This window comes from Gillisia xinjiangensis (assembly GCF_046298265.1).
Classification (GTDB): domain Bacteria; phylum Bacteroidota; class Bacteroidia; order Flavobacteriales; family Flavobacteriaceae; genus Gillisia; species Gillisia xinjiangensis.
Genome location: NZ_JBKAHK010000002.1, coordinates 1 through 21,144 on the forward strand (window position 1 = coordinate 1; position 21,144 = coordinate 21,144).

12 protein-coding genes and 1 rRNA gene are annotated in these 21,144 nt (G+C 38.6%); 2 read left to right on the forward strand and 11 right to left on the reverse strand.

Annotation, left to right across the window (positions count from 1 at the left end):
- Window positions 1-37 precede the first annotated feature (37 nt).
- The 9 genes from ACKGJN_RS01075 to ACKGJN_RS01115 form a co-directional block, all read right to left on the reverse strand.
- A 16S ribosomal RNA gene (locus tag ACKGJN_RS01075) occupies window positions 38-1,557 on the reverse strand.
- Window positions 1,558-2,692: 1,135 nt separating this feature from the next.
- Window positions 2,693-4,612, reverse strand: coding sequence for a putative porin (locus ACKGJN_RS01080; protein ID WP_409537565.1), 1,920 nt, complete (start codon window positions 4,610-4,612; stop codon window positions 2,693-2,695).
- A gap of 108 nt (window positions 4,613-4,720) precedes the next feature.
- Complete coding sequence (locus ACKGJN_RS01085; RefSeq protein ID WP_409537566.1) at window positions 4,721-4,969, reverse strand: hypothetical protein; 249 nt, start codon at window positions 4,967-4,969, stop codon at window positions 4,721-4,723.
- Window positions 4,970-5,241: 272 nt separating this feature from the next.
- Complete coding sequence (locus ACKGJN_RS01090) at window positions 5,242-5,388, reverse strand: hypothetical protein (RefSeq protein WP_409537567.1); 147 nt, start codon at window positions 5,386-5,388, stop codon at window positions 5,242-5,244.
- Window positions 5,389-5,466: 78 nt separating this feature from the next.
- A complete protein-coding gene (locus tag ACKGJN_RS01095; RefSeq protein WP_409537568.1) occupies window positions 5,467-6,972 on the reverse strand; it encodes a RagB/SusD family nutrient uptake outer membrane protein in 1,506 nt (501 codons plus the stop codon).
- Window positions 6,973-6,982: 10 nt separating this feature from the next.
- Window positions 6,983-10,228 carry a SusC/RagA family TonB-linked outer membrane protein gene (locus tag ACKGJN_RS01100; RefSeq protein WP_409537569.1) on the reverse strand — a complete coding sequence of 1,082 codons (3,246 nt, stop codon included), beginning with the start codon at window positions 10,226-10,228 and terminating at the stop codon, window positions 6,983-6,985.
- Between the two features lie 396 nt (window positions 10,229-10,624).
- Entirely contained in the window at window positions 10,625-11,488 is an 864-nt protein-coding gene (locus ACKGJN_RS01105; RefSeq protein ID WP_409537570.1) for a hypothetical protein, read from the reverse strand.
- 20 nt (window positions 11,489-11,508) lie between these two features.
- Window positions 11,509-12,912, reverse strand: coding sequence for a SusD/RagB family nutrient-binding outer membrane lipoprotein (locus tag ACKGJN_RS01110; RefSeq protein WP_409537571.1), 1,404 nt, complete (start codon window positions 12,910-12,912; stop codon window positions 11,509-11,511).
- Between the two features lie 21 nt (window positions 12,913-12,933).
- Window positions 12,934-16,140: a SusC/RagA family TonB-linked outer membrane protein gene (locus ACKGJN_RS01115; protein WP_409537572.1), complete on the reverse strand. Its 3,207-nt coding sequence runs from the start codon at window positions 16,138-16,140 to the stop codon at window positions 12,934-12,936.
- A 550-nt stretch (window positions 16,141-16,690) separates the two neighbouring features.
- On the opposite strand from ACKGJN_RS01115, the gene ACKGJN_RS01120 reads away from it, so the two are divergent.
- On the forward strand, window positions 16,691-17,290 hold the full coding sequence (locus tag ACKGJN_RS01120) for a ribonuclease HII (RefSeq protein WP_409537573.1): 600 nt from the start codon (window positions 16,691-16,693) through the stop codon (window positions 17,288-17,290).
- Between the two features lie 78 nt (window positions 17,291-17,368).
- The gene (locus ACKGJN_RS01125) at window positions 17,369-19,819 is read left to right on the forward strand and encodes a hypothetical protein (RefSeq protein WP_409537574.1); all 2,451 of its coding nucleotides are present in this window, start codon (window positions 17,369-17,371) and stop codon (window positions 19,817-19,819) included.
- A gap of 359 nt (window positions 19,820-20,178) precedes the next feature.
- Here the strand turns inward: ACKGJN_RS01125 and lipB are convergent, their stop codons facing one another.
- On the reverse strand, window positions 20,179-20,883 hold the full coding sequence (lipB, locus tag ACKGJN_RS01130) for a lipoyl(octanoyl) transferase LipB (protein ID WP_409537575.1): 705 nt from the start codon (window positions 20,881-20,883) through the stop codon (window positions 20,179-20,181).
- Window positions 20,884-20,983: 100 nt separating this feature from the next.
- On the reverse strand, window positions 20,984-21,139 hold the full coding sequence (locus tag ACKGJN_RS01135) for a YqaE/Pmp3 family membrane protein (protein ID WP_409537576.1): 156 nt from the start codon (window positions 21,137-21,139) through the stop codon (window positions 20,984-20,986).
- Window positions 21,140-21,144 lie beyond the last annotated feature (5 nt).

The window sequence follows — 21,144 nt, forward strand, 5'->3', positions numbered from 1 at the left end:
AATTGCGAATGCCCTACTTAAAAAGGCAATTCTCTAGAAAGGAGGTGTTCCAGCCGCACCTTCCGGTACGGCTACCTTGTTACGACTTAGCCCCAGTTACCAGCTTCACCCTAGGCCGCTCCTTGCGGTGACGGACTTCAGGTGCTTCCAGCTTCCATGGCTTGACGGGCGGTGTGTACAAGGCCCGGGAACGTATTCACCGCATCATGGCTGATATGCGATTACTAGCGATTCCAGCTTCACGGAGTCGAGTTGCAGACTCCGATCCGAACTGAGATAGGGTTTATAGATTCGCTCCTGCTTGCGCAGTGGCTGCTCTCTGTCCCTACCATTGTAGCACGTGTGTGGCCCAGGACGTAAGGGCCGTGATGATTTGACGTCATCCCCACCTTCCTCACAGTTTGCACTGGCAGTCTTGTTAGAGTTCCCGACACTACTCGCTGGCAACTAACAACAGGGGTTGCGCTCGTTATAGGACTTAACCTGACACCTCACGGCACGAGCTGACGACAACCATGCAGCACCTTGTAATTTGTCTTGCGAAAGATCTGTTTCCAAATCGGTCAAACTACATTTAAGCCCTGGTAAGGTTCCTCGCGTATCATCGAATTAAACCACATGCTCCACCGCTTGTGCGGGCCCCCGTCAATTCCTTTGAGTTTCATTCTTGCGAACGTACTCCCCAGGTGGGTTACTTATCACTTTCGCTTAGCCACTCAGAATTGCTTCCGAACAGCTAGTAACCATCGTTTACGGCGTAGACTACCAGGGTATCTAATCCTGTTCGCTACCTACGCTTTCGTCCATCAGCGTCAATAAATTATTAGTGATCTGCCTTCGCAATCGGTGTTCTATGTAATATCTATGCATTTCACCGCTACACTACATATTCCAACCACTTCATAAGTATTCAAGAACAACAGTATCAATGGCAATTCTATGGTTGAGCCACAGACTTTCACCGCTGACTGATTGTCCCGCCTACGGACCCTTTAAACCCAATGATTCCGGATAACGCTTGGATCCTCCGTATTACCGCGGCTGCTGGCACGGAGTTAGCCGATCCTTATTCGCAGAGTACCGTCAAGCCCCGACACGTCGGGGGGTTTCTTCCTCTGTAAAAGCAGTTTACAACCCATAGGGCCGTCTTCCTGCACGCGGCATGGCTGGATCAGGCTCTCGCCCATTGTCCAATATTCCTCACTGCTGCCTCCCGTAGGAGTCTGGTCCGTGTCTCAGTACCAGTGTGGGGGATCTCCCTCTCAGGACCCCTACCTATCGCGGTCTTGGTAAGCCGTTACCTTACCAACTAACTAATAGGACGCATACTCATCTTATAGCCATAAATGTTTAATTATTAAATAATGCTATTCAATAATACTATGGGGCATTAATCCAAATTTCTCTGGGCTATTCCCCTCTATAAGGTAGATTGTATACGCGTTACGCACCCGTGCGCCGGTCGTCAGCGGTGCAAGCACCCTGTTACCCCTCGACTTGCATGTGTTAAGCCTGCCGCTAGCGTTCATCCTGAGCCAGGATCAAACTCTTCATCGTTAATCTTTAAATAATGTAACAATTACTAAGGTCGATTTTATAATAACAAATCCGAAGATCCATTATCAACTCAAAATTATTTTCTAGTCTTAATTCGTATTCTTTTGGTTTCTTCCTCATCCTTTCGAATGAGTTGAAACGCGCTGTCAATTCAATATATCAATGAACTTTTCCCATCTGCCTTCTCAGGCATATTCCCAAAGGAACATCTAATGGATTACTTGTCGAAATAAAAGGAGTCGAACCTCTTTTGCTTTGCACCCTGCCCCGGGATTTCTTTTCAGTATGTGTGTGTGAACTTCTTATTCTGTAAACGGCTGCAAATATACAACGCTTTTTCTTTAAACGCCAAACTTATTTTTAAGTTTTTTTTGATCCTTATTTCTTCCGAAATTTAAACCAAATCAGCAATCAAATCAACCTCTTTAAGAACGCCGCCTTCATCTCAAAGCGGCTGCAAATATACAACGCTTTTTTTAATCCCGGCAAAATTATTTGAAGTTTTTTTGAAGCGCTAAAATACGATGAAAACTATCCTACTTCAGCTGCAATCCCAACACTCAATGAACTTCCCTTAACAACTGCATCAACCAATATCCCTGCTAAGCGGGTGCAAATATACACTCCTTTATTTCCTTATGCCTAACATTATTCCGTGTTTTTTTAATAATTATTTTAACCACAGCTTAACACAATGAACACCTGCAGATTAGATTCTGAATTTTTTTTATTACAAAACTTAAATCCATCTCATTAAAATTAAATTTAAGGCAAAAGACCCCCTTAATTGGAAAAGCCCCACTTAAAAAAGCATCAACTCTTTTAAACTTCAAGACCGAAATCGCCCCTACCACAGGGGAGAAAACGAAAAAAGACCGGATTCATTAAAGGGTATTTAAGTCCACAAGTGAAATCAATGCAATCATAATTCAACCAGAACATTTAAAATTCCCCCAATAATCCTTGAAAACGTAAATAAACAAGTATGATGCAGAAATAAAAAGAAGCTTATTAAAACACTCTTATTGCAACAGGGAACTTAAACCACCGGTTAGATAAAGAAAATACGTTTTGAATATAGATAAGTGATCAATAAATCAGCACATATCCCGAACTATAAGATAGAAACATGGATTTAAAGAAAGAAATTCCAAACCAAACCAAAACGAACGAGAAAATCACGGTGAGGATAATCCGGAGCAACAAAATTATTATTCACATTGATAAGTGAATTCACATGTTCCAACTTAAAAAATATACGTGTTTGCCTGATCCTGGCATTTAAAAAGAAATCGACTACGGGATACCCGCCCAGCTCCTGCTCGTTTTGTACGTAAAATTCTGCTAAAACAGGATCATACCCATTCATTTCATAAGGGGTGAAATACTTCAGGGTGAAACCGGTTTGTAGAAAGAGTGCCTTTCGGAACAAATGATCACTAAAATAAAGGGAATTCCTGGTTACAAAAGCAGGAACTTTAAATACTTCGGCTCCGGAAGTGACCGTTTGATACATAAGCGTATTATCCAGCGAAAATTTGCCATAGCTAAATTCCCTTCCCGCTTTAAGCTTTATATAATTAACCGTAGCATCAAACTGGAAGGGTTTCACAGCCCCTTCTTCATTTCGGGAAAAATAGGCATATTGATCTATTTGGGAAATTGCGGCATCCAGCTGCAACAAGTTTTTTGAATCCAGCTTCAGCGTTAAACTACGAAGGCTTTGATTATCGAAATCAGTTTGCCAGTTATAATCAAAGTAATCGCTTTGATTCAACAGAAAATTAAAATTAGGAGCTCTTTCGTTGCTGTTGATCTCGGCTGAAAGGGAATTATTCTCATTTAAGCTATACCCTGCACCAGCGGTAAGGTAATGACCGCTAAAATCCCCCAGGAGGTTCACCATAGCATCACCATAAATTCCAAATCCGCCAAAATTATTGGTATAAGCGACTCCTGCAGAATAGTTTTCTCCTACCAATCGGTTTGTGATGACCTCATTTTCATCCAGAATCAGGATGGAATTATAGCCATAATTATAATAAGACATCCCGGCCTTGGCAGTCAATTTTCCCAAGGTGGAATTTTCATAAGAAACAGCCGCAGTATTATTAATATGTCTGTTTTTAACCTGATCCCTCAAATTTGAGCTTCGGAAAGTTTCGCCAAAAATATCAGAAGCAGCGGAAGACTGTCGGAAAATATATTTCTTATCACTAAAATCCAAAATATGGTGTAGCGTAATCCTGTTCTCTTCTCCTTTAACAAGGTCATATTCCTGATCAAGATAAAAACGTTTTCCAAAAAGCACATTTTCGGCATTTTCAAACTTCACCTCAAGCAGGGATCGATCCTCAAACTCTATCTCCTCATTCACATATTGCTGCAACGCCTGATCATTAAGCCCCCCGTTTTCCTGATTTAACAGATCCTGGGAAACAAAATGCGTTTTTAACCTGTATCGTTCATTAAGGGTATTATAACTTAAAGTTGCCCTAAAATTACCGGTGCTTGTTAATTGATGCTGATATTTCCCGAGAGATCTCAATCCTTTATAGGCCGCAGAAAAGTTAAGCCGGGGCGAAGTATTAATTGTAAAAAAGGCGTCCAGGGTTTGCCCCTGTTCCGGAACGGTTTTAAAATAAGCCTCGGTTAACGGAGTAGGAACTTCATAATAACTGATATCCTCCACCTCCATGAAACTATAGTGCCTGGCCCTGGCTCCAAATTCCGGGATCAAATCCTCACCCTTTATAGTATAAGCCAGGGAATTATAGGTTTGTCCTACATTTGAAAACGGAACCAATTCAAAATTATCTTTTCGCAGATAATTGAATTTATAATGCTTTTGAATAGTGAGAGAAGTATCAACGTAAGTGGTATCCCCCTTATGAGAAATAATTTTGTAGGCGGTGATTGGGGGTTTTTGCGCAGTATCCTGTTGAACATCCGCGCCTCTCCTGTCATCCGTACCACCAGTAAGGCCGACAGGTCTACCTTGTCCAAATGAACAGATTGAAAAAAATAAAAAAAATATTAAGATAAGTTTTCTCATGAAGATCATAATGTATGGCAAAAATAGGATAAATCCTTTAACACAGAGAATGTTTATTAAAACAAAAAACCACCCGGAGTGGGTGGTTTCTATTAGCTTATGAGATGGCTATAAACCTAGATTTATAATAGCTCTGCTCGTTTTTTCATAGGGATAACCCCTCCAGAAAAATCCTTCACCTTTATATTTCCAAACCACTTCCTTACTTTCAGTCACCTCCCAAAATCCAAAAGTTCCCTGGGTAATTAAAGTATTTCCATTAGGCAACCTATAGGCTCCAGATACTTTTGGTGAAAAAAGATCCTGATCATGGAAACTCCATTTAACAGCCAGTTTATTCTCCTGATTTGCTTTCAATTAAAATTTTTCAGGAATTTCCAATTCATAAACTGTAGAATGTAGGTCCTGTGCTGGAAGTCCGTTAGAAAATACAATTAAGGAATTACCACCAGGCACCAACCTAGAACAAAAAAAAGACTGCCATTGCTGGCAGCCTTTTAAAATTCATTTATTACAAATAATTTAGTAACCTGTATTTTGATCGATATTAGCATTTACATCAATTTCAGAAGTTGGAATTGGCATTTTATAGTTATATGCGCTATACTCCACTCCTGTATGTAATTGAATTAAATCGACACTTTGAACATCCATCCCTGTACATCCAAGGTCATGATTCTAAAGCCCTCAAAAGCAAGTTCCTTTCTTCTTTCCAATAAGATATTTTCTTTAGAGATGGCTCCTTCAGCGTCTGCAACTCTATTGGCAGGAATCATATTTACAGAGAGAGAGAGAATAAAAAAAACCGGACGATAAAATAATCGTCCGGTTTCTAAATTCTAACTATTTTGCAATTAATTCTGTCCTCCTAGATTCGAATTAAATAAAATCTCGTTTTGAGGAATTTCATATGTTAATTTCTCGTCGTTATGATCAAAAGACTGACCTGCAAAGTCTAACCAGTTAGCTCCTCTTGTTCTAGTCTCACGTCGTCTCTTCATAATAAAATAAGACTGGCCTTCTGCAAACAACTCCAATCTAGCCTGCAGGGCAGCTTCTTCAGCCAAACCATCATCTGGTAGAGCATCAATATAAGAACTATCATCCAACCTTAAATCTAGCACGGCCTTCAAACTGGTTCTAGCAGCATCAGAATTTCCATTTTCAGCGGCAGCTTCAGCATGCAAAAGATACATCTCGGCAACTCTCAAATAGTGAGAATCTGAATCTATATTCGACTGAGGTCCGGAAAAAAGGCGAAAGCCGTTATTTTGGGCACCTTTATAATAAAACTTACCCCTAGGTCTTAAGCTTGCATCAAATTGGTTTAGTCTAATATCATCTGCTCTGAATTTAGAATGCAAAGTCGCATCCATACCTTTAGCATTTCCTACCGCAGCATAACTATAGCTATAAGGATCCATAAAGCCCCACCAGGAAAATAAGGATGCTAGTCCCTGACCTTCCGGCGTGATGTCTATTCCCCAAATAACACCAGGAATGCTATTAATGTCATTAAATCCTCCTACACTACCATCTTCTCCAGGTAATAATGCAACTTCATCTGCAGTCATAATAGGATAGCCAGCGTCTACCACTTTCTTAGCATATTCTTCTGTTTTGGGCCAGTTGTTTAAAGCACCATAAGTTCTGGCCAACAAACCTCTTACCACATCCTGATTAATCTCAATTTTAGCTTCCCTGGCAAAACCCTCCAATAAAATTTCTGCATCTAAAAAATCTTTGATTGCAAAATCAAAAACTTCTTGCAGAGTGCTTTTTGGCAAATCTACGTCATTAGCACTTTTATAAAGTGGTAAAACCGGTTTTGATAAATTAGAAATATCATTAACATAAGTATGGGCTAGAAAATAATATGCATAACCTCTCAATGCTTTGGCCTGACCAACTGTAAACCTACCTGTCTCTGTTTCAGGCACAACATCATTTCCACCTGCTCCATCTATAACCAAATTAGATAGATTTATGATTCTGTAAAGAAACCTCCAGCCTCTATAATTGTAATCAGATGCAGGATCAATAGTTGCAGTTAATTCAGAGATGGCAACTTGTCTGTTATAACTCTTACCTAAATGAACCAAATCTGCTGAGAAAATATCCAACTGGATGTACTGTGTGGTTATCCCAAAATCTTCCTGACTATTAGTACCACCACTACCCCTACGGTATAAGTTCTCATATATCCCTAACAAGGTACCTTTTGCCACATTAGGATTAATTTCTGCAGCTTCAGACACTTGTTCTTGCGATAAAACTTCTGTTGGATATACCTCTAGAAATTCTTCACTACAGGAAACAAATAAGAGCATAACTCCTACATAAATAAATTTTCTTATCATTTTCATAATTTTATAAAGTTAAATTAACACCAAACACAATAGTAGAGAGTGGATTGTAACGGTAAAAATTAGATGCTCCCGTTACCGAAGTAGATGGATTAAAACCTTTTCTTGCTGACCAAAGCGCAAGGTTATCTCCTGTTACAGATATGCCTAAATTCTCAAGTCCAATATTTTCCGCAAAAGCCTTTGGCATTTCCCATCCTAAACGAATGTTGTTCAATGCTAAGTAATCTGCTTTTGTCAAAAATCTTGTTGAAGTAGAATTTTGCTGAATCTGAAATCTGGCATCTTGTCTCGGAATATCTGTAACATCTCCAGGTGCCATCCAACGATTTCTTATGTCTGTATGGAAATTATTTACTCCTGCATAATTATTGGCCATTAAAGATGCATAAGCCCCGTCATATGAATACCCTCCTATAGAATAGTTAAATAATGTGCTTAGTGAAAAACTACCATATCTTGCATTTAATCTAAAAGATCCACTTACATCAGGTATAGCTGTTTTATCGACAAATTTATCGGTTGCTTCTGAATACACTTCAGTTATGTCCTGAATAATATTGGCATCTGGATTGTCATTAACGTACCCGGTTAAAGATGTAATAATTATATCATCATCTCCAAATTCGCCATTATTATCAACATCATCATAATGCCGCTCCCATTGCGCAGCACCAGTATTTGAATTCACCCCAGCGTACACCGGCATATAAAAATCGTACAATGAACGACCAGCAGCCCGACCATAAATACCAGCCTCATCAAATAATTGTTCCCTTCCAGTTGTTGGGTCAATTGGTAAAGCTACGAGTTCGTTGTTTAACAAAGCCCCGTTAACACCAAAATTTAAACCGAATTTAGGCTTATTAACCAGCTTAAAATCCAAATCAAATTCAACACCTGAATTCAACATCTCACCATCATTTACCCGGTAATTAGCAAATCCGTTAGAAGGACCCACACTTCTAAGAAAGAACATATCTGTGGTGGTTTTCCTATAATATTCTACAGACCCCTCAACAAAATTACCTAATTCAAATTCTAAACCGGTATTAAATTGATTAGAGCTTTCCCAAGTAAGGTCAGGATTACCTCTTGTAGTAAAGGCTAAAGATATATTATTATTAAGGTTGCTTACAGAATATAAGTTATATCCTGGGTATAATCCTATTCCACCAGAATTACCAAGAACACCATAACTAGCTTTCAATTTTAAAAAGTCTATAAAATTTGAATTGTTTAAGAAATTTTCCTCAGACAATATCCATGCAGCTCCCACAGCATAGAAGTTACCCCATTTGTTATTTAAAAACCTTGAGGATGCATCTCTATTAAAAGTAGCGTTCAAGTAGTACTTGTTTAAAAAATCTAAAGTAACATTTCCAATATAACTTTCAGTCGTCTCCTCGTCTGTATAACCATTACTAGGATTATTAACAACACCGTTGGCAATATCTGTTCCAAAAGGAGTTACCAGGTTTGAGCGGTCTGCCAATAAAAAATTAAAGGTATTGGATGTAGCCACGTGTGAAACAAAAGAAGCTAATTTAACATCCCCAAAATTTTTGTTATATCGCAACCCTGTTCTAATTGAGTAATTTTTTGTTTCAGATCTTGATCTAATAATCCTTCCACCTTCTCCTTTTGAAGGACTGTAAAAAGGTTCACTTAAATCAGTATCATCACTCATAAAGTACTGATATGCAAAATTATTTTCTAAAGTTAACCCTTCAAATAAGGTTATTTTTAGGTCATTATTTACATTAACGGAATTGTCTTTAGAATTACTGATATTGATCTGGGAATCGGCAACACCGTTGGTCGCAAAACCGAATCCACGCCCATCTTCTATACCATAATCAAATAAAAACCCTCCATAAATTGGATCTGGAATTCTGTCTCCAGCAGCATCTCTTCTATATAAAGGGTATATTGGCGGCAAGTTATCTATCCACCAAAACTGTGAAGAAGAAGATTCACCGGTACCGTTATTATTAGACTCACTTTGTGAATAGTTTAAAGAAGTAGTCATGTCAACAAAATCCCTAAGTTTATTGTTCGCTGTTACACGTGCATTCACCCTTTGATAATCTGTATTACTAGCATAACCTATATCATCAATAAAACCAACAGATGTATAAATAGATGAATTTTTTCCACTATTGGACAGGGAAACATTAGCCTCTGATCTATTTGAAGATTGCAATGCAAAATCTTCCCAGTTTTCTGGCGTATATCTTCTGGTAACACCTGGTCTAACTGTTCCGGTATTAGGATCAATTAATTCAGATACCCCAAGGGCACCACTATCAGCAATATTCCACATGTTATAAACTGGGGATATATCAGAAACATCTTGATTACTACCTTCAAATAAATTTCTGTTTGCATAGTCAACGGCAGCGGCTTGATCACCATCATTTTCCAATAGGCCTCTTTGATATATTCCTTCCCACGAAGTTCCAATATATTCTTCAGGTGACCTTAAGGTTTCATATCTATCAACACCTTGATAATTTATACCGGTTTTAAAAGAAGCACTTAAACGATCTCCCTGACCTTTTTTAGTTGTGATAACAACCACACCATTAGCACCTCTTGCTCCATACAAAGAAGTTGCAGAAGCATCTTTAAGCACAGTTACAGACTTGATATCATTGGGGTTAATGTCGTTTAAACTGCCCCCAAACGGCGCATCGTCTACAACATACAAAGGCTCTTGGCTTCCATTTATTGAACCAAAACCTCTAATTCTAATTGTAGACACACTACCGGGCTGACCAGAGGTGTTAAACACCTGCACACCAGCTGCCTCCCCTGCTAACGCCTGTGAAACGTTAGTAAAAGATTTTTTAGAAATTAGCTCTCCTGAAACGACCTTTGCAGATCCTGTGTAGGCTGTTTTAGATACATTACCAAAACCTGTAACTATAACCTCCTCCAACGCAGCTGCATCTACAGCTAAAACCGCATCATAATTATTCCCAGCTCCAACAGTAACAATCTGTGTCGCAAATCCAACATAAGAAAAAACTAATCTTTCCCCTGTAGCGACCGAAATCGTGTAATTTCCATCAAAATCTGTTTGAGTACCTCTATTGGTGTTCTGCACCAATACATTCACCCCAGGAAGTGATAGCCCCTGAGAGTCAGTCACCGTACCGGTGACATCCTTTTGTTGTTGCGCAAAGGTTAATTGCACCATGAACACTAAGAATAGTGTTAGAATTCCATTTAATCTTTTTTTCATTATTTTGTTAATTTGAATTAGCCAGCGCCAAAAATGATAAAAATTTCTTAAAAATAAAAATTTAATATCGTACTTGAAGTGTTAAACTCTTAACACAACGCTATGACATAGATGCAGGATTTACTATATGGTTGCGTCAATTTTACATTAAATTGCTAAAAACTTATTATGTGAATAAATTCTTAAATTTAATTTTAAAATAAAAATTGAATCAAACGCGTTTATTTAATGGTTATTTTTTTGTTAAATCATTTACCTACAAGGCTTTAGGTTCATTTTCATGAAAACTCCTAACTTTATAAATAAAAAAACCTGTGAAGATTACTCCACAGGTTCATATCTTAATTATTAAAAAGCGTCAACTTATTTTAGGACGACTCAAAATGTAAAATCTATCTACTCAGAGGCTACTTCTTCCTCTTCTACACAAGCCTGAACGTCAATAGTACCTGCTACACCCTCGCCGGCATTTGCAGAAGCTACTAGAACACCATTAGGATCGTAAATTTCATATTCAATTTCACCCCAATTATCACCTGGGAATGTCCATTTAGCGAACTGGCTGCCTTCGGGAATTGTTACAGTAGTTTCACCACTAGCAAGTTCAGCTGTACAAGTAGGAAATGTAGCTTCATAAGGAGAACACAATCCCACTTCAGCAATTTGAACTCCGTCTACTTCAAGAGTAATTCCAGCTCCACCATTAGCACTTGTGGTTTGCCAACCATCACCATAAGAATCGATCATTACGATTCTATATTCTCCTGGTGTCGGAATACATGGAGGTGTTCTGAAAACATTGTATGTTAAAACTTCCCCTGCAGTTGCAGTATTTGCTCCGGCATCAATGTTTAAAACAAGAGATGATGTTTCATCTACCGGTAACATATCTGAAAAAATTGTCAATGTTGTTGAAGCAGATGTTTCACCAGCAGGAATGACCAAGGAGGTTGTTCCCAATTCGAACATTTCCGAGGTAATATCAGAGGTAGAAGCCAGGCTTAAACCCACGGTGATTGCTTCCGCTTGTGGGAGGCCCAATAGCTTAACCGCCACAGTTGTTTCCACATCTACCGTTCCACCATCCGGATCGAAAGATGTTTCAAACAATTGGGCTGCATCATTAAACTGAATATAGTATGTTGCATTTGGGTTTGGTTCTCCAATTAAGGATTCATAGTTATTTTCATCATAATCACAGGAAACAACTACAATACTTGCCAAAAGAAGGAAAGCTATATATTTTAATTTGTTTTTCATTTTTCTTACTTTTTTACGGTTTATTGATCCCACCAAACTTTGTCTGTTAATTGTCTCGCTGCAGGAACATTATCAGTATTATAATCCAACTCAGATTGTGGGTAAGGAAATCTTACCGGAATTTGAGATAGAACAGCACCTTGAGCTAACGTAAGAGTTGGAAAACCAGTTCTTCTATAATCGTTATAAGGCTGATTGGTTGCATAACCATTAATATACTTTTGGGTAATGATCTGCTCTAAAGTTACGGTTATTACGCTATCGATGTTTGTTACCAACCAATCTGTATTAGCTTCACCAGTAACCATCAAAACAGAGGCTGCTACTGCTTCCTTAAAAGCTTCAGTTGCCAATACCGGTTTCCCAAGACCTAATTGAGCTTCTGCCTCAATAAACTTCAGTTCAGCATAATTCATTAGATATACCGGAGATGCAGGAGCTGCAGCATATGGACCAGGTAAAGAGGCGGTTGCATTTTCACTTCCAGCTACACTTCCAACAAATTCCCCATCTGCATTTTCAGCTACATAAAAAGGCAATCTTGGATCATCTGTAGATTTTAGTAAATCCACAAAAGTTGCACCCATTGTAATGTCACCACGTTGTTCCATAAACTGGAATATTGGGTTTCGGTTAGCGTCTTCAAACGGAACAAAATAGTTATCAGCATTGGAAGCAAAACCTTTTTCCACAGCAGCTAATGCCATAGTATATGCCTGATCTCCCAAAACATTGGATAATTGAAGGTAATGTCTCGCTTTTATTGAATATGCAGCTTTTGTCCATTTGTCCAAATCTCCACCGTAAATAACATCACCTGTTACAGGTAAAACATTATCTGCAGCAGCAACAGCCAGGTTAACAACAGCATTATCCAAAAGTTCAAAAATGGTATCATAAACTTGCTCCTGTGTGTCATACACAGGTCTAAGATTACCCTGATCTCCACCTAAGGCATCGCTAAATGGAATATCCCCAAAAAGATCGGTAGTTATACCAAGCGTGGTAGCCTGCATCACCTGACCTACACCTTCGAAATGCGGAGACACGAAGTTTTCTGCTTTGGATTTTAACACCATACGATCAAGGTTCATTAACATAGCAGTATATGTATTATCCCAAAGGTTTCCAACATCAGCTGAAGTCAACTGATATCTTGCCTCGGTAAAAGACTGCCTGGAAACCCCGTCAAAATGTTGCATCCAGATATTGTTTGTCCTCACATTGTCATTACCTGCCAGGACATATCCCATGGATTGCTGAACACCAGGTAAAATTAAGGCCATTGGAACGTCACCAGGAGAATCCGGATCAATGTTCAAATCGCTGTCTATCCAGTCTGAGTCACAACTGGACAACGAAATTAGCATTAGTGATAAAACTAAAACTAAATTCTTTATTTTATAAGATTCGTTTTTTTTCATAATTCTAGAGTTATTTTTTATTTAAAAAGTGACTTTAACACCTACTAAATAGGTTTTAGTCCCCGGATTGTTAAAATAATCCATCCCCTGTGCATTTGTTGCACCTCCAAGGTTCGTTTCAGGATCGATACCAGAATAAGGAGTATCCAGCCATAAGTTTCTACCCGTGAAATAAAGTTGTAAATTATCAACATTATCCACTATTTCAGGAAAATCATAAGAAAGAGTTACGTTTCTTAATCTTACCCAATCTGCAGGCTCCATTGCAGCAACTGATGGTCCTCCACCAAAATTACTACCCTGACCTCTAAACCATTCGCCATCCTGAACTACAGGAGTAACGTTTGGAACACCTGAAGATACAGGATTTCCATCTGCATCAATACGTCCGTAAACACCTTCCATAACTACAATATTTTCAGCCGGAGTGGCATCAAAGTCAATAGTTCCCTCACTTGTATAAGTAACCTCACGATTTGCAGTACGTCCATGAACACCGAAATAATTCATAGCGAATGCCGTTCCGTTATACATTACACCACCTTTTTTAATATCAAAAAGGAAGGAAAGATTAGCATTCTTATACGTAATATTATTTGTAATGTTAGCAGTCCAGTCTGGATTAAAGTTACCAATTGGACGCAGTTCCCTGTTATCGGCCATTGGATATCCATCCCTGAAGTTATCTGTTGGGTCATCATTGATCAAAACTGCTCCGTTTTCATCCCTGTACCAGTCATTACCAAAAATACTTCGGTACTGCTCTCCTACAACGGCACGAACCTGAGGAACTGTAAAACCACCAAGGAATATGTTGTCCACACCTTCAGCCAAACCAGTAACAATGTTGTCCAGTTTAGTAAAGTTACCAATTATACTCCATTCAAAATCTTCCGTTTTAATCGCTGTTGCTCTAAGGCTTATTTCAATACCTGTGGTCTCCATACTTGCTGCATTTAAAAATACAGAAGAAAATCCAGATGCATCAGAAATTGGCACACTCATTAACAAATCGGTGTTGATGTTTTCAAAATAAGTCAGATCAAGACCCAACCTGTTATTAAAAAATCTTAAATCTGCACCAACTTCCCAGGTTTCCTGGTTTTCGTGCGTTAATTCAGGATTCCCTAAACCTGCACTTAGCGCGAAACTGGTTTGTCCCTGGTATGGAAAATTAACACCATTTGTCCAACCATCCCCAATACCTGCCGCTACAAATGGACTGGAAGTATTATAAGGCCCCGCGATGTTCGCAGTTCTTGCTGCAGAAGCTCTTAATTTACCAAAAGTCAACCATTGGTTTCCTCTCAAGGCTTCCAATTGTGTAAAAACAAAGGATAAACTTGCTGAAGGATAAAACGCTGATTGATTTTGCAGCGGCATTGTGGTAGACCAGTCATTTCTTCCTGTTACTCCAAGGAATAACATTTCTTTGAAAGAAAAGTTTAAATCTCCAAAAACAGCAGCGGTCCTAAACTCAGACTGGCCACCGCTGGTGGTATTATTACTCGAATTGCTCAATTGATAAAAATCTGGTATTTCAAGTCCTGTTGCATTTCCAAACAAAGTTTTTGTGTATTGACGGTAGAGGTTATTTCCTACAGTTAACCTTGCACTGAAATCCTCTGAGAAATCATGACTGAAATTCAACAGTAAATCAGAGTTAAAAATATTGCTGTAAGTCTGACCTTCTGCATAGTAACCGGTTGGGTTTCCACGAGAATTAATTTTAAACTGATCTGTAAATCTTCTTGCATACCAGTCAACACCTCCATTATAAGAAATATTAAACCAGCTTGAAACATCCGCATTTAAGGTAACACTTGCTGTCAATCTGTCAACATCATCCTTAAAAGCAATGTTATTTGCAGTCCAGTAAGGGTTATCATATCCGCCACCGTTTCTATAGTTTCTTTGATCTCCATTCGGAAATTCATAACCTGCACTGTTGTCAAAAGTAGTAGCGGTACGAAGTAAACCAAGCATAATACCAGATACGTTAGATCCTTTCTGGATCAGGTTCCCTCTGGAGCTTGTATATGCCAAATCTGCACCAAAAGTAATTTTTTCTGCAAGTTTGGTACTAGCATTTAAACGCATCGTAGTCCTGTCAAAAGTGTCATTAGGAATAACTCCCTCCTGATCATAATTTGAAATAGAAAAGAAATAGTTACCCATTTCTCCACCATTGGCAATACTAAATCGGTTATTAGTAGTTAAACCTGTTTGGAAAAACTCATAAGGATCGTAATACTGGGCAGGCATTCCATTACCTTCTCCTTGTGGCACAAGCCGGCCGTTTGGATCCCATCTATATGATTCATCTCCATCGTACTCCAACTCATCAATTCTCGCACCCCAGGAAAAAGCATTTCCACCGGCCCAGGCACCATTCAATCCCTGAGAGTATATTTTTTGTCTAGCCGGTAATTGTGAAACCTCATCAAAAGCAATGGAAGAATGAAACTCCATTCTTCTTTCGGTTAAATTCTTACCACTTTTAGTAGTAATAATAATAGCACCGTTGGCAGCACGAACCCCGTAAAGAGCTGTCGCAGCCCCACCTTTTAGAACGGACATTGTAGCAATATCATCCGGGTTGATATCAATAGTACGGCTGGAGGTTTGTACACCACCTGTACCACTATTACCACCACCTGAAGCAACCGGCATTCCGTTGATAATAAACAAAGGCTGGTTATTTCCTGTAATGGAAGCAGACCCCCTGATAGTAATAAAGGTCGCAGCACCTGCTGAACCTGAAGAACTGATAATCTCAACACCAGAGGTCTCCCCTGCGAGGGAGTTTACCACATCGGCATTGGATTTATTCCCAATTTCTTCGGAGCTTACTGTTTGCACGTTGTACCCAAGTTCTTTTTCATCCCTGGAAATACCAATCGCTGTTACTACAACTTCATCAAGCTGAGCAGCATCTGCCGTAAGGATAACATCTATTACAGTATTGTCTCCAATAGCGTACTCGGCGGTTTTTAGACCGACAAAGGAAAATACGAGAACATCTCCTCTTGTTGCGTCAATGGCATAATTTCCATCGAAATCTGTTTGTACCCCTTTGGCTGTACCTTTAACCAAAACATTTACGCCAGGTAAAGGAATCCCATCCTCCCCTGTCACGGTACCGGAGATGGTTCTCCCCTGCGCAAAGCTTAGCTGCACAACTAACGCCAAGAGTAACGTTAAAATCACATGTAATCTTTTTTTCATTGGTTTGTTTTTTAGTTAGCTAGCGCCAAAAATGATAATAAATTCTTAAAAATAAAAATTTATTATTACCCTTGAAGTGTTAAGCTCTTAACACAACGCTATCATTTAGATGCGGAATTTACCAAATGGTTGCGTCAAGTTTCTAATAAATTGCTAAAAACTCTACTAAGTGAATAAATTCTTAGATTTAAAATGAATCAAGCACTGATATACATTAACCTTTTTGGTTAAATTATATACATATTACACTTAGTTCATTTTAACAAAAAACCTAATAACTTAATTCATTCTTTAAAATTATTCACGGATTTTGATTTGATTTGTTCCAACAATAAATTCGCATTTTAATGCATCTGAGGTATTAACCACTAACATCTATTATCTCCATCCGGTAAAGTGAATACATCTGCTACAATATTGGCCGCCAGTTCGATCTAATGAAAGATTCAAACGGTTAAGATTATAAAACCTGAAACCTTATTCCATAATTTAACCCCTACATTGAACAGCAAAATCTTTTTCCAGTTCCATTATTTAATTATTTTTGGCAATGCTTAAAAACTCCTTCAATTATAAACTCACCGAATGTGGAACAGATGAAGCTGGCCGTGGCTGCCTCGCAGGGCCGGTATCAGCGGCTGCTGTAATTTTACCAAAAAGGTTTAAACACGAGCTTATCAATGATTCCAAAATGCTAACAAAAGAAAAGCGGCTGGCTCTTAGGGAGATCATTGAGAAAAAGGCACTGAATTATTCTGTTTCTTTTGTAGATAATTTCAGGATTGATGAAATCAACATTCTTAACGCTTCCATCCTTGCCATGCACCAATGCATAGACGATCTCACACTTTTTCCTCAACATATCCTGGTAGATGGAAACAGGTTTAAGACTTATAAAAATATCCCTCACCTGTGTGTGATTCAGGGAGACGGTAAATATTTGAATATCGCCGCTGCCTCCATCCTGGCAAAAACCTACAGAGATGCCTATATGGAAAAGATCCACGAGGAATTTCCCATGTATAACTGGAAACAAAATAAAGGCTATGGTACGGCAGAACATCGCGCCGCTATTATTAATTACGGTATAACCAAATATCACCGTCTTAGTTTCAGGCTTTATCCGGAAGAGTTGAAACTTGAAATCTAACACAGTACCTTTGACCTGAACAGGTGTTTTTTCAAATCCTGTAATTAGAAAACTAATAGATTGGTAAAATTTATTTCAATGAGGAATACGCTGGCAGCTTTAGTTATTGTTTTAATTTTAATATCCTGCTCTAAAGATGGAAACCAAACCTCAGATCCGGAAAAGTACATTCCTGAAAACGTAAATTTTGTTTTACAGTCAGCGAATCTTTCCAAATTTATTTCTGAAGTAGACAGTACAAGCTTCTTCCGTAAAAACAGCTTTTTATTTGAAGGTCCGGCTTTTGAACATTTAAAAAACCTGAATAAAATATCAGAATCAAAAACTGCATTGGTCTGTTTTGTAAAAAATGAGCAGGGAGAATATGAATATCTCTTAATAAGTAAAAATCAGCCTGAAATTAAAACAGATTCTATTAAAAACAGGTCCCTGGAAACCCTGACATTTGATTCCTTTGAAATCAGGAAAATTGGAACCGAAGAATTTACCACCTATACAGCAAAGCAGGATGCTGTTTTGCTGGCTTCCAATTCCCTGGAATTGCTTAAAAATACAATTGCCAAAGCTGGAAAAGATATAATAAGGAGCGAAAGTTTTAAAATAGCCTGGACCGCTGCCGATAAAAAAAGCACTTCCCTATTTATAAACCACAGCAATCTGGAAGGTTTTTTTACAAGATTAGTTCCGGATTCACCGGTACCGCTGAAGAATTTGGGAGATTGGAGCGTATTGGATCTTGAAATTGAAGGACAGGATCTTTTAATAAATGGAATTATTTCAAGCAATGAAAACTCCCCTAAAACACTGGATATCTTTCAGGAGGTTGAAGTGCAAAAAAATGAGATCGCACAAATCACCCCCACCTCTGCTCAAGGATTTTCATCCTTCACCTATTCCCGAATGGAAAAACTTCACCGGAATCTGAATAAATTCAGGAAGGATTCCCTTGAGCTTTCTCCGAATCATCTTTTAAATTTCACAAAAGAAGCTGGTTTGATCTATAGCGAAGAAAATGTGCTTGTGCTAACAACCACAGATCCTGAACTGGCTAAAGGATCTATTCCCGGCGGCGAACAAGCTGCTGAATTCCGGGGGATTTCGATCATGAAGAATCCTGAACCAGATGAATTTTCAAAGATTTTAGCCCCCTTGATGACAGAGGAAAACTTAAAGTTCTATGCCTTAGTTGAGCATTTTGTGATCTTTTCAGGGTCGGTGAAAACCCTGGAGAATATCATCACAAATTTTCAGAACAATACAACCCTGGAGCAACAGGAATATTACCAAAAAGCCGTTTCAAACCTTGCGGGATCTTCCTCGCTTCTATTTGTGGCCAATACCATAAATTTAAAAAATAGCCTAAAATCTACAGTTTCAGACGAATTTAAAACCCAACTTGAATCTCTTTATTTTGCTGCGTATCCCATTATCGCACTTCAGTTTGTTCAGGAAAAGAATTTTGCACATATCCACGGGGTTTTAAAGGCTTCAATAAACAAACCCAGCCTGGGAATCCGGGAAATTGGATCCATTAAATTAAATTCTACGATCGGAAATCTTCCTGTATTGGTGGAAAACCATACCAATAAGCAATCTGAGATCCTGGTTCAGGATATTGAAAATGTTCTTCATCTATATTCTTCCGCAGGAGATTTGAAATGGAAGAAACAAATGAACATAAGAATCGCCGGAGAGATCCATCAGGTAGATTTGTTTAAAAACGGAAATCTACAGTTGGCCTTCAATACCCCAAATGCTTTTCATGTTTTAGACAGAAACGGAAAGCCGGTAAAACCTTTTCCTTTGGAGTTTAAAGATGAAATCTCCGTGCCTGTAAGCATTTTTGACTATGACAACAACCGAAATTACCGGTTTGTGATCACTCAGAAAAACAATTTTTTAATGTATGACCGCAAAGGAAAGAGTGTAAGCGGATTTGATTTTGAAAAAACAACTTCTGAAATAACCCAGTCTCCAAAGCATTTCCGATTAAAAAACAAGGATTACATTGTATTCCCTGAATCCAATGGTAAGCTAAATATCAATAGCCGACAGGGAAAATCACGGATTAAAGTAAAAGAAAAAATAGATTTTTCTGAAAACGAATGGTATCAAAATAAAGGAAAATTTGTCTCCGTCAATTCAGCCAACAATTTGGTTTTCGTAGATGTAAAAGGAAATGTGGAAGAAAAAAAGGTTGCCTTCAATGTCAACCTTCAACTTGCTGCTACCGAAAACACTCTGGTTACGCTATCTGAAAATGTTTTAGTCATCAACGATACAGAAATCAACCTGGATTACGGACTTTACACCCAACCAAAAATATTTGAATTTGGGAGCAAAACATATATCGCCGTAACCGACACTCAGGCACAACGAATTTTCGTGTTCGATAAAAATGCCGCGTTGCTTCCCGGATTTCCTGTTTACGGAAATTCCGCGATCGATATGCACTTAGAAAACGGAGGTAATGTGGTGCTAACAGTAAAAGGGGAAGAAGATACTATTCTGGTTTACACGAGGATTTGATATTTGAGATTAAAAAATTTCAATTTAAAAATCTTAGGGTATGAACTAAAAATAACTTTTAAAAGCATCAAAGCCCTGAAAGGGTACAATATCTTAACACAGGGTGCAGCCCTGTGTTAAGATATTCATAGATATAGCCCTGAAAGGGTGAGATAATTATGGAACACTTTTCCTCGTTCCCCTTTTATTTCTCCCTTTCAGGGCTTTCTTAAATTAACGTTTTTTATTCGATGGGCGTTGCCCATCGCTTATGTATTTCACCCTTTCAGGGCTTTCTAACACTACTCGTTAGCAGGTTTTGTGCGTCAACATACATTAAATATCTAGCAAATTAAAAGTTTAAATAGTATAATCTAAGATCAGGGATTAAGCAATTCAGCTTCAAAAAGATCGGCGAAATGCTTCAGTAACTTTTCCTGCACTTCGGCTAAAGGAATTTCCCTTTTCCCTAGTTCCATATTAAGGGATGTCACCGCTTTTCCGCTGATCCCGCAGGGAATAATATTGTCAAAATAGCCAAGATCGGCATTTACATTCAAGGCAAATCCGTGCATGGTAACCCAGCGACTGGCTCTTACGCCCAGTGCACATATCTTGCGGGCAAAAGGGGTTCCAACATCCAGCCAAACCCCGGTTTCCCCGGCACTTCTCTCGGGTTTTAGCCCATATTCCTTAAGCGTTAAGATAATTACCTCTTCAAGAAGCCGAAGGTATTTGTGAATATCGGTAAAAAAATTATCCAGGTCTATTATAGGATAGCCTACCAATTGCCCGGGACCGTGATAGGTGATGTCCCCACCGCGGTTAATCTTATAGTATTTCGCGTTTTTCGCCTCCAGCTCATCTTCGGTGAGCAATAAATGTTCTGGTTTTCCACTTTTTCCCAAGGTATACACATGTGGATGTTCCACCATCAACAAATAATTGGGAGTTTCAGCATTTAGATCTTCCCGTCTGTTCCGGATCTTCAAATCAAGGATCTCCTTAAAAAGCTGTTCCTGATAATCCCAGGCCTCTTTAAAATCTTTTAATCCGAGTTGTTGTAGTTGTATTTTTTTGTTCAAAATCGTTGTGTTAATCAGATAAAAGAAAATAGAATAAAGACTATTTCTTTTTTCTTTTATCTCTATTTTTAAGAGTTTCCCCTTCGGGGTTTAGGGGGCTTTACTTCGGCCTATTTAAAATAATAAGCGCTGCAATTACTCCGGGTATCCACCCCAATAATGTTAACAACAAAACGATTAAAATAGATCCGCAACCGCGGTCATAAACCGCAAGTGGAGGAAACAAAACCGATAATATTACACGCCAAACACTCATATTTT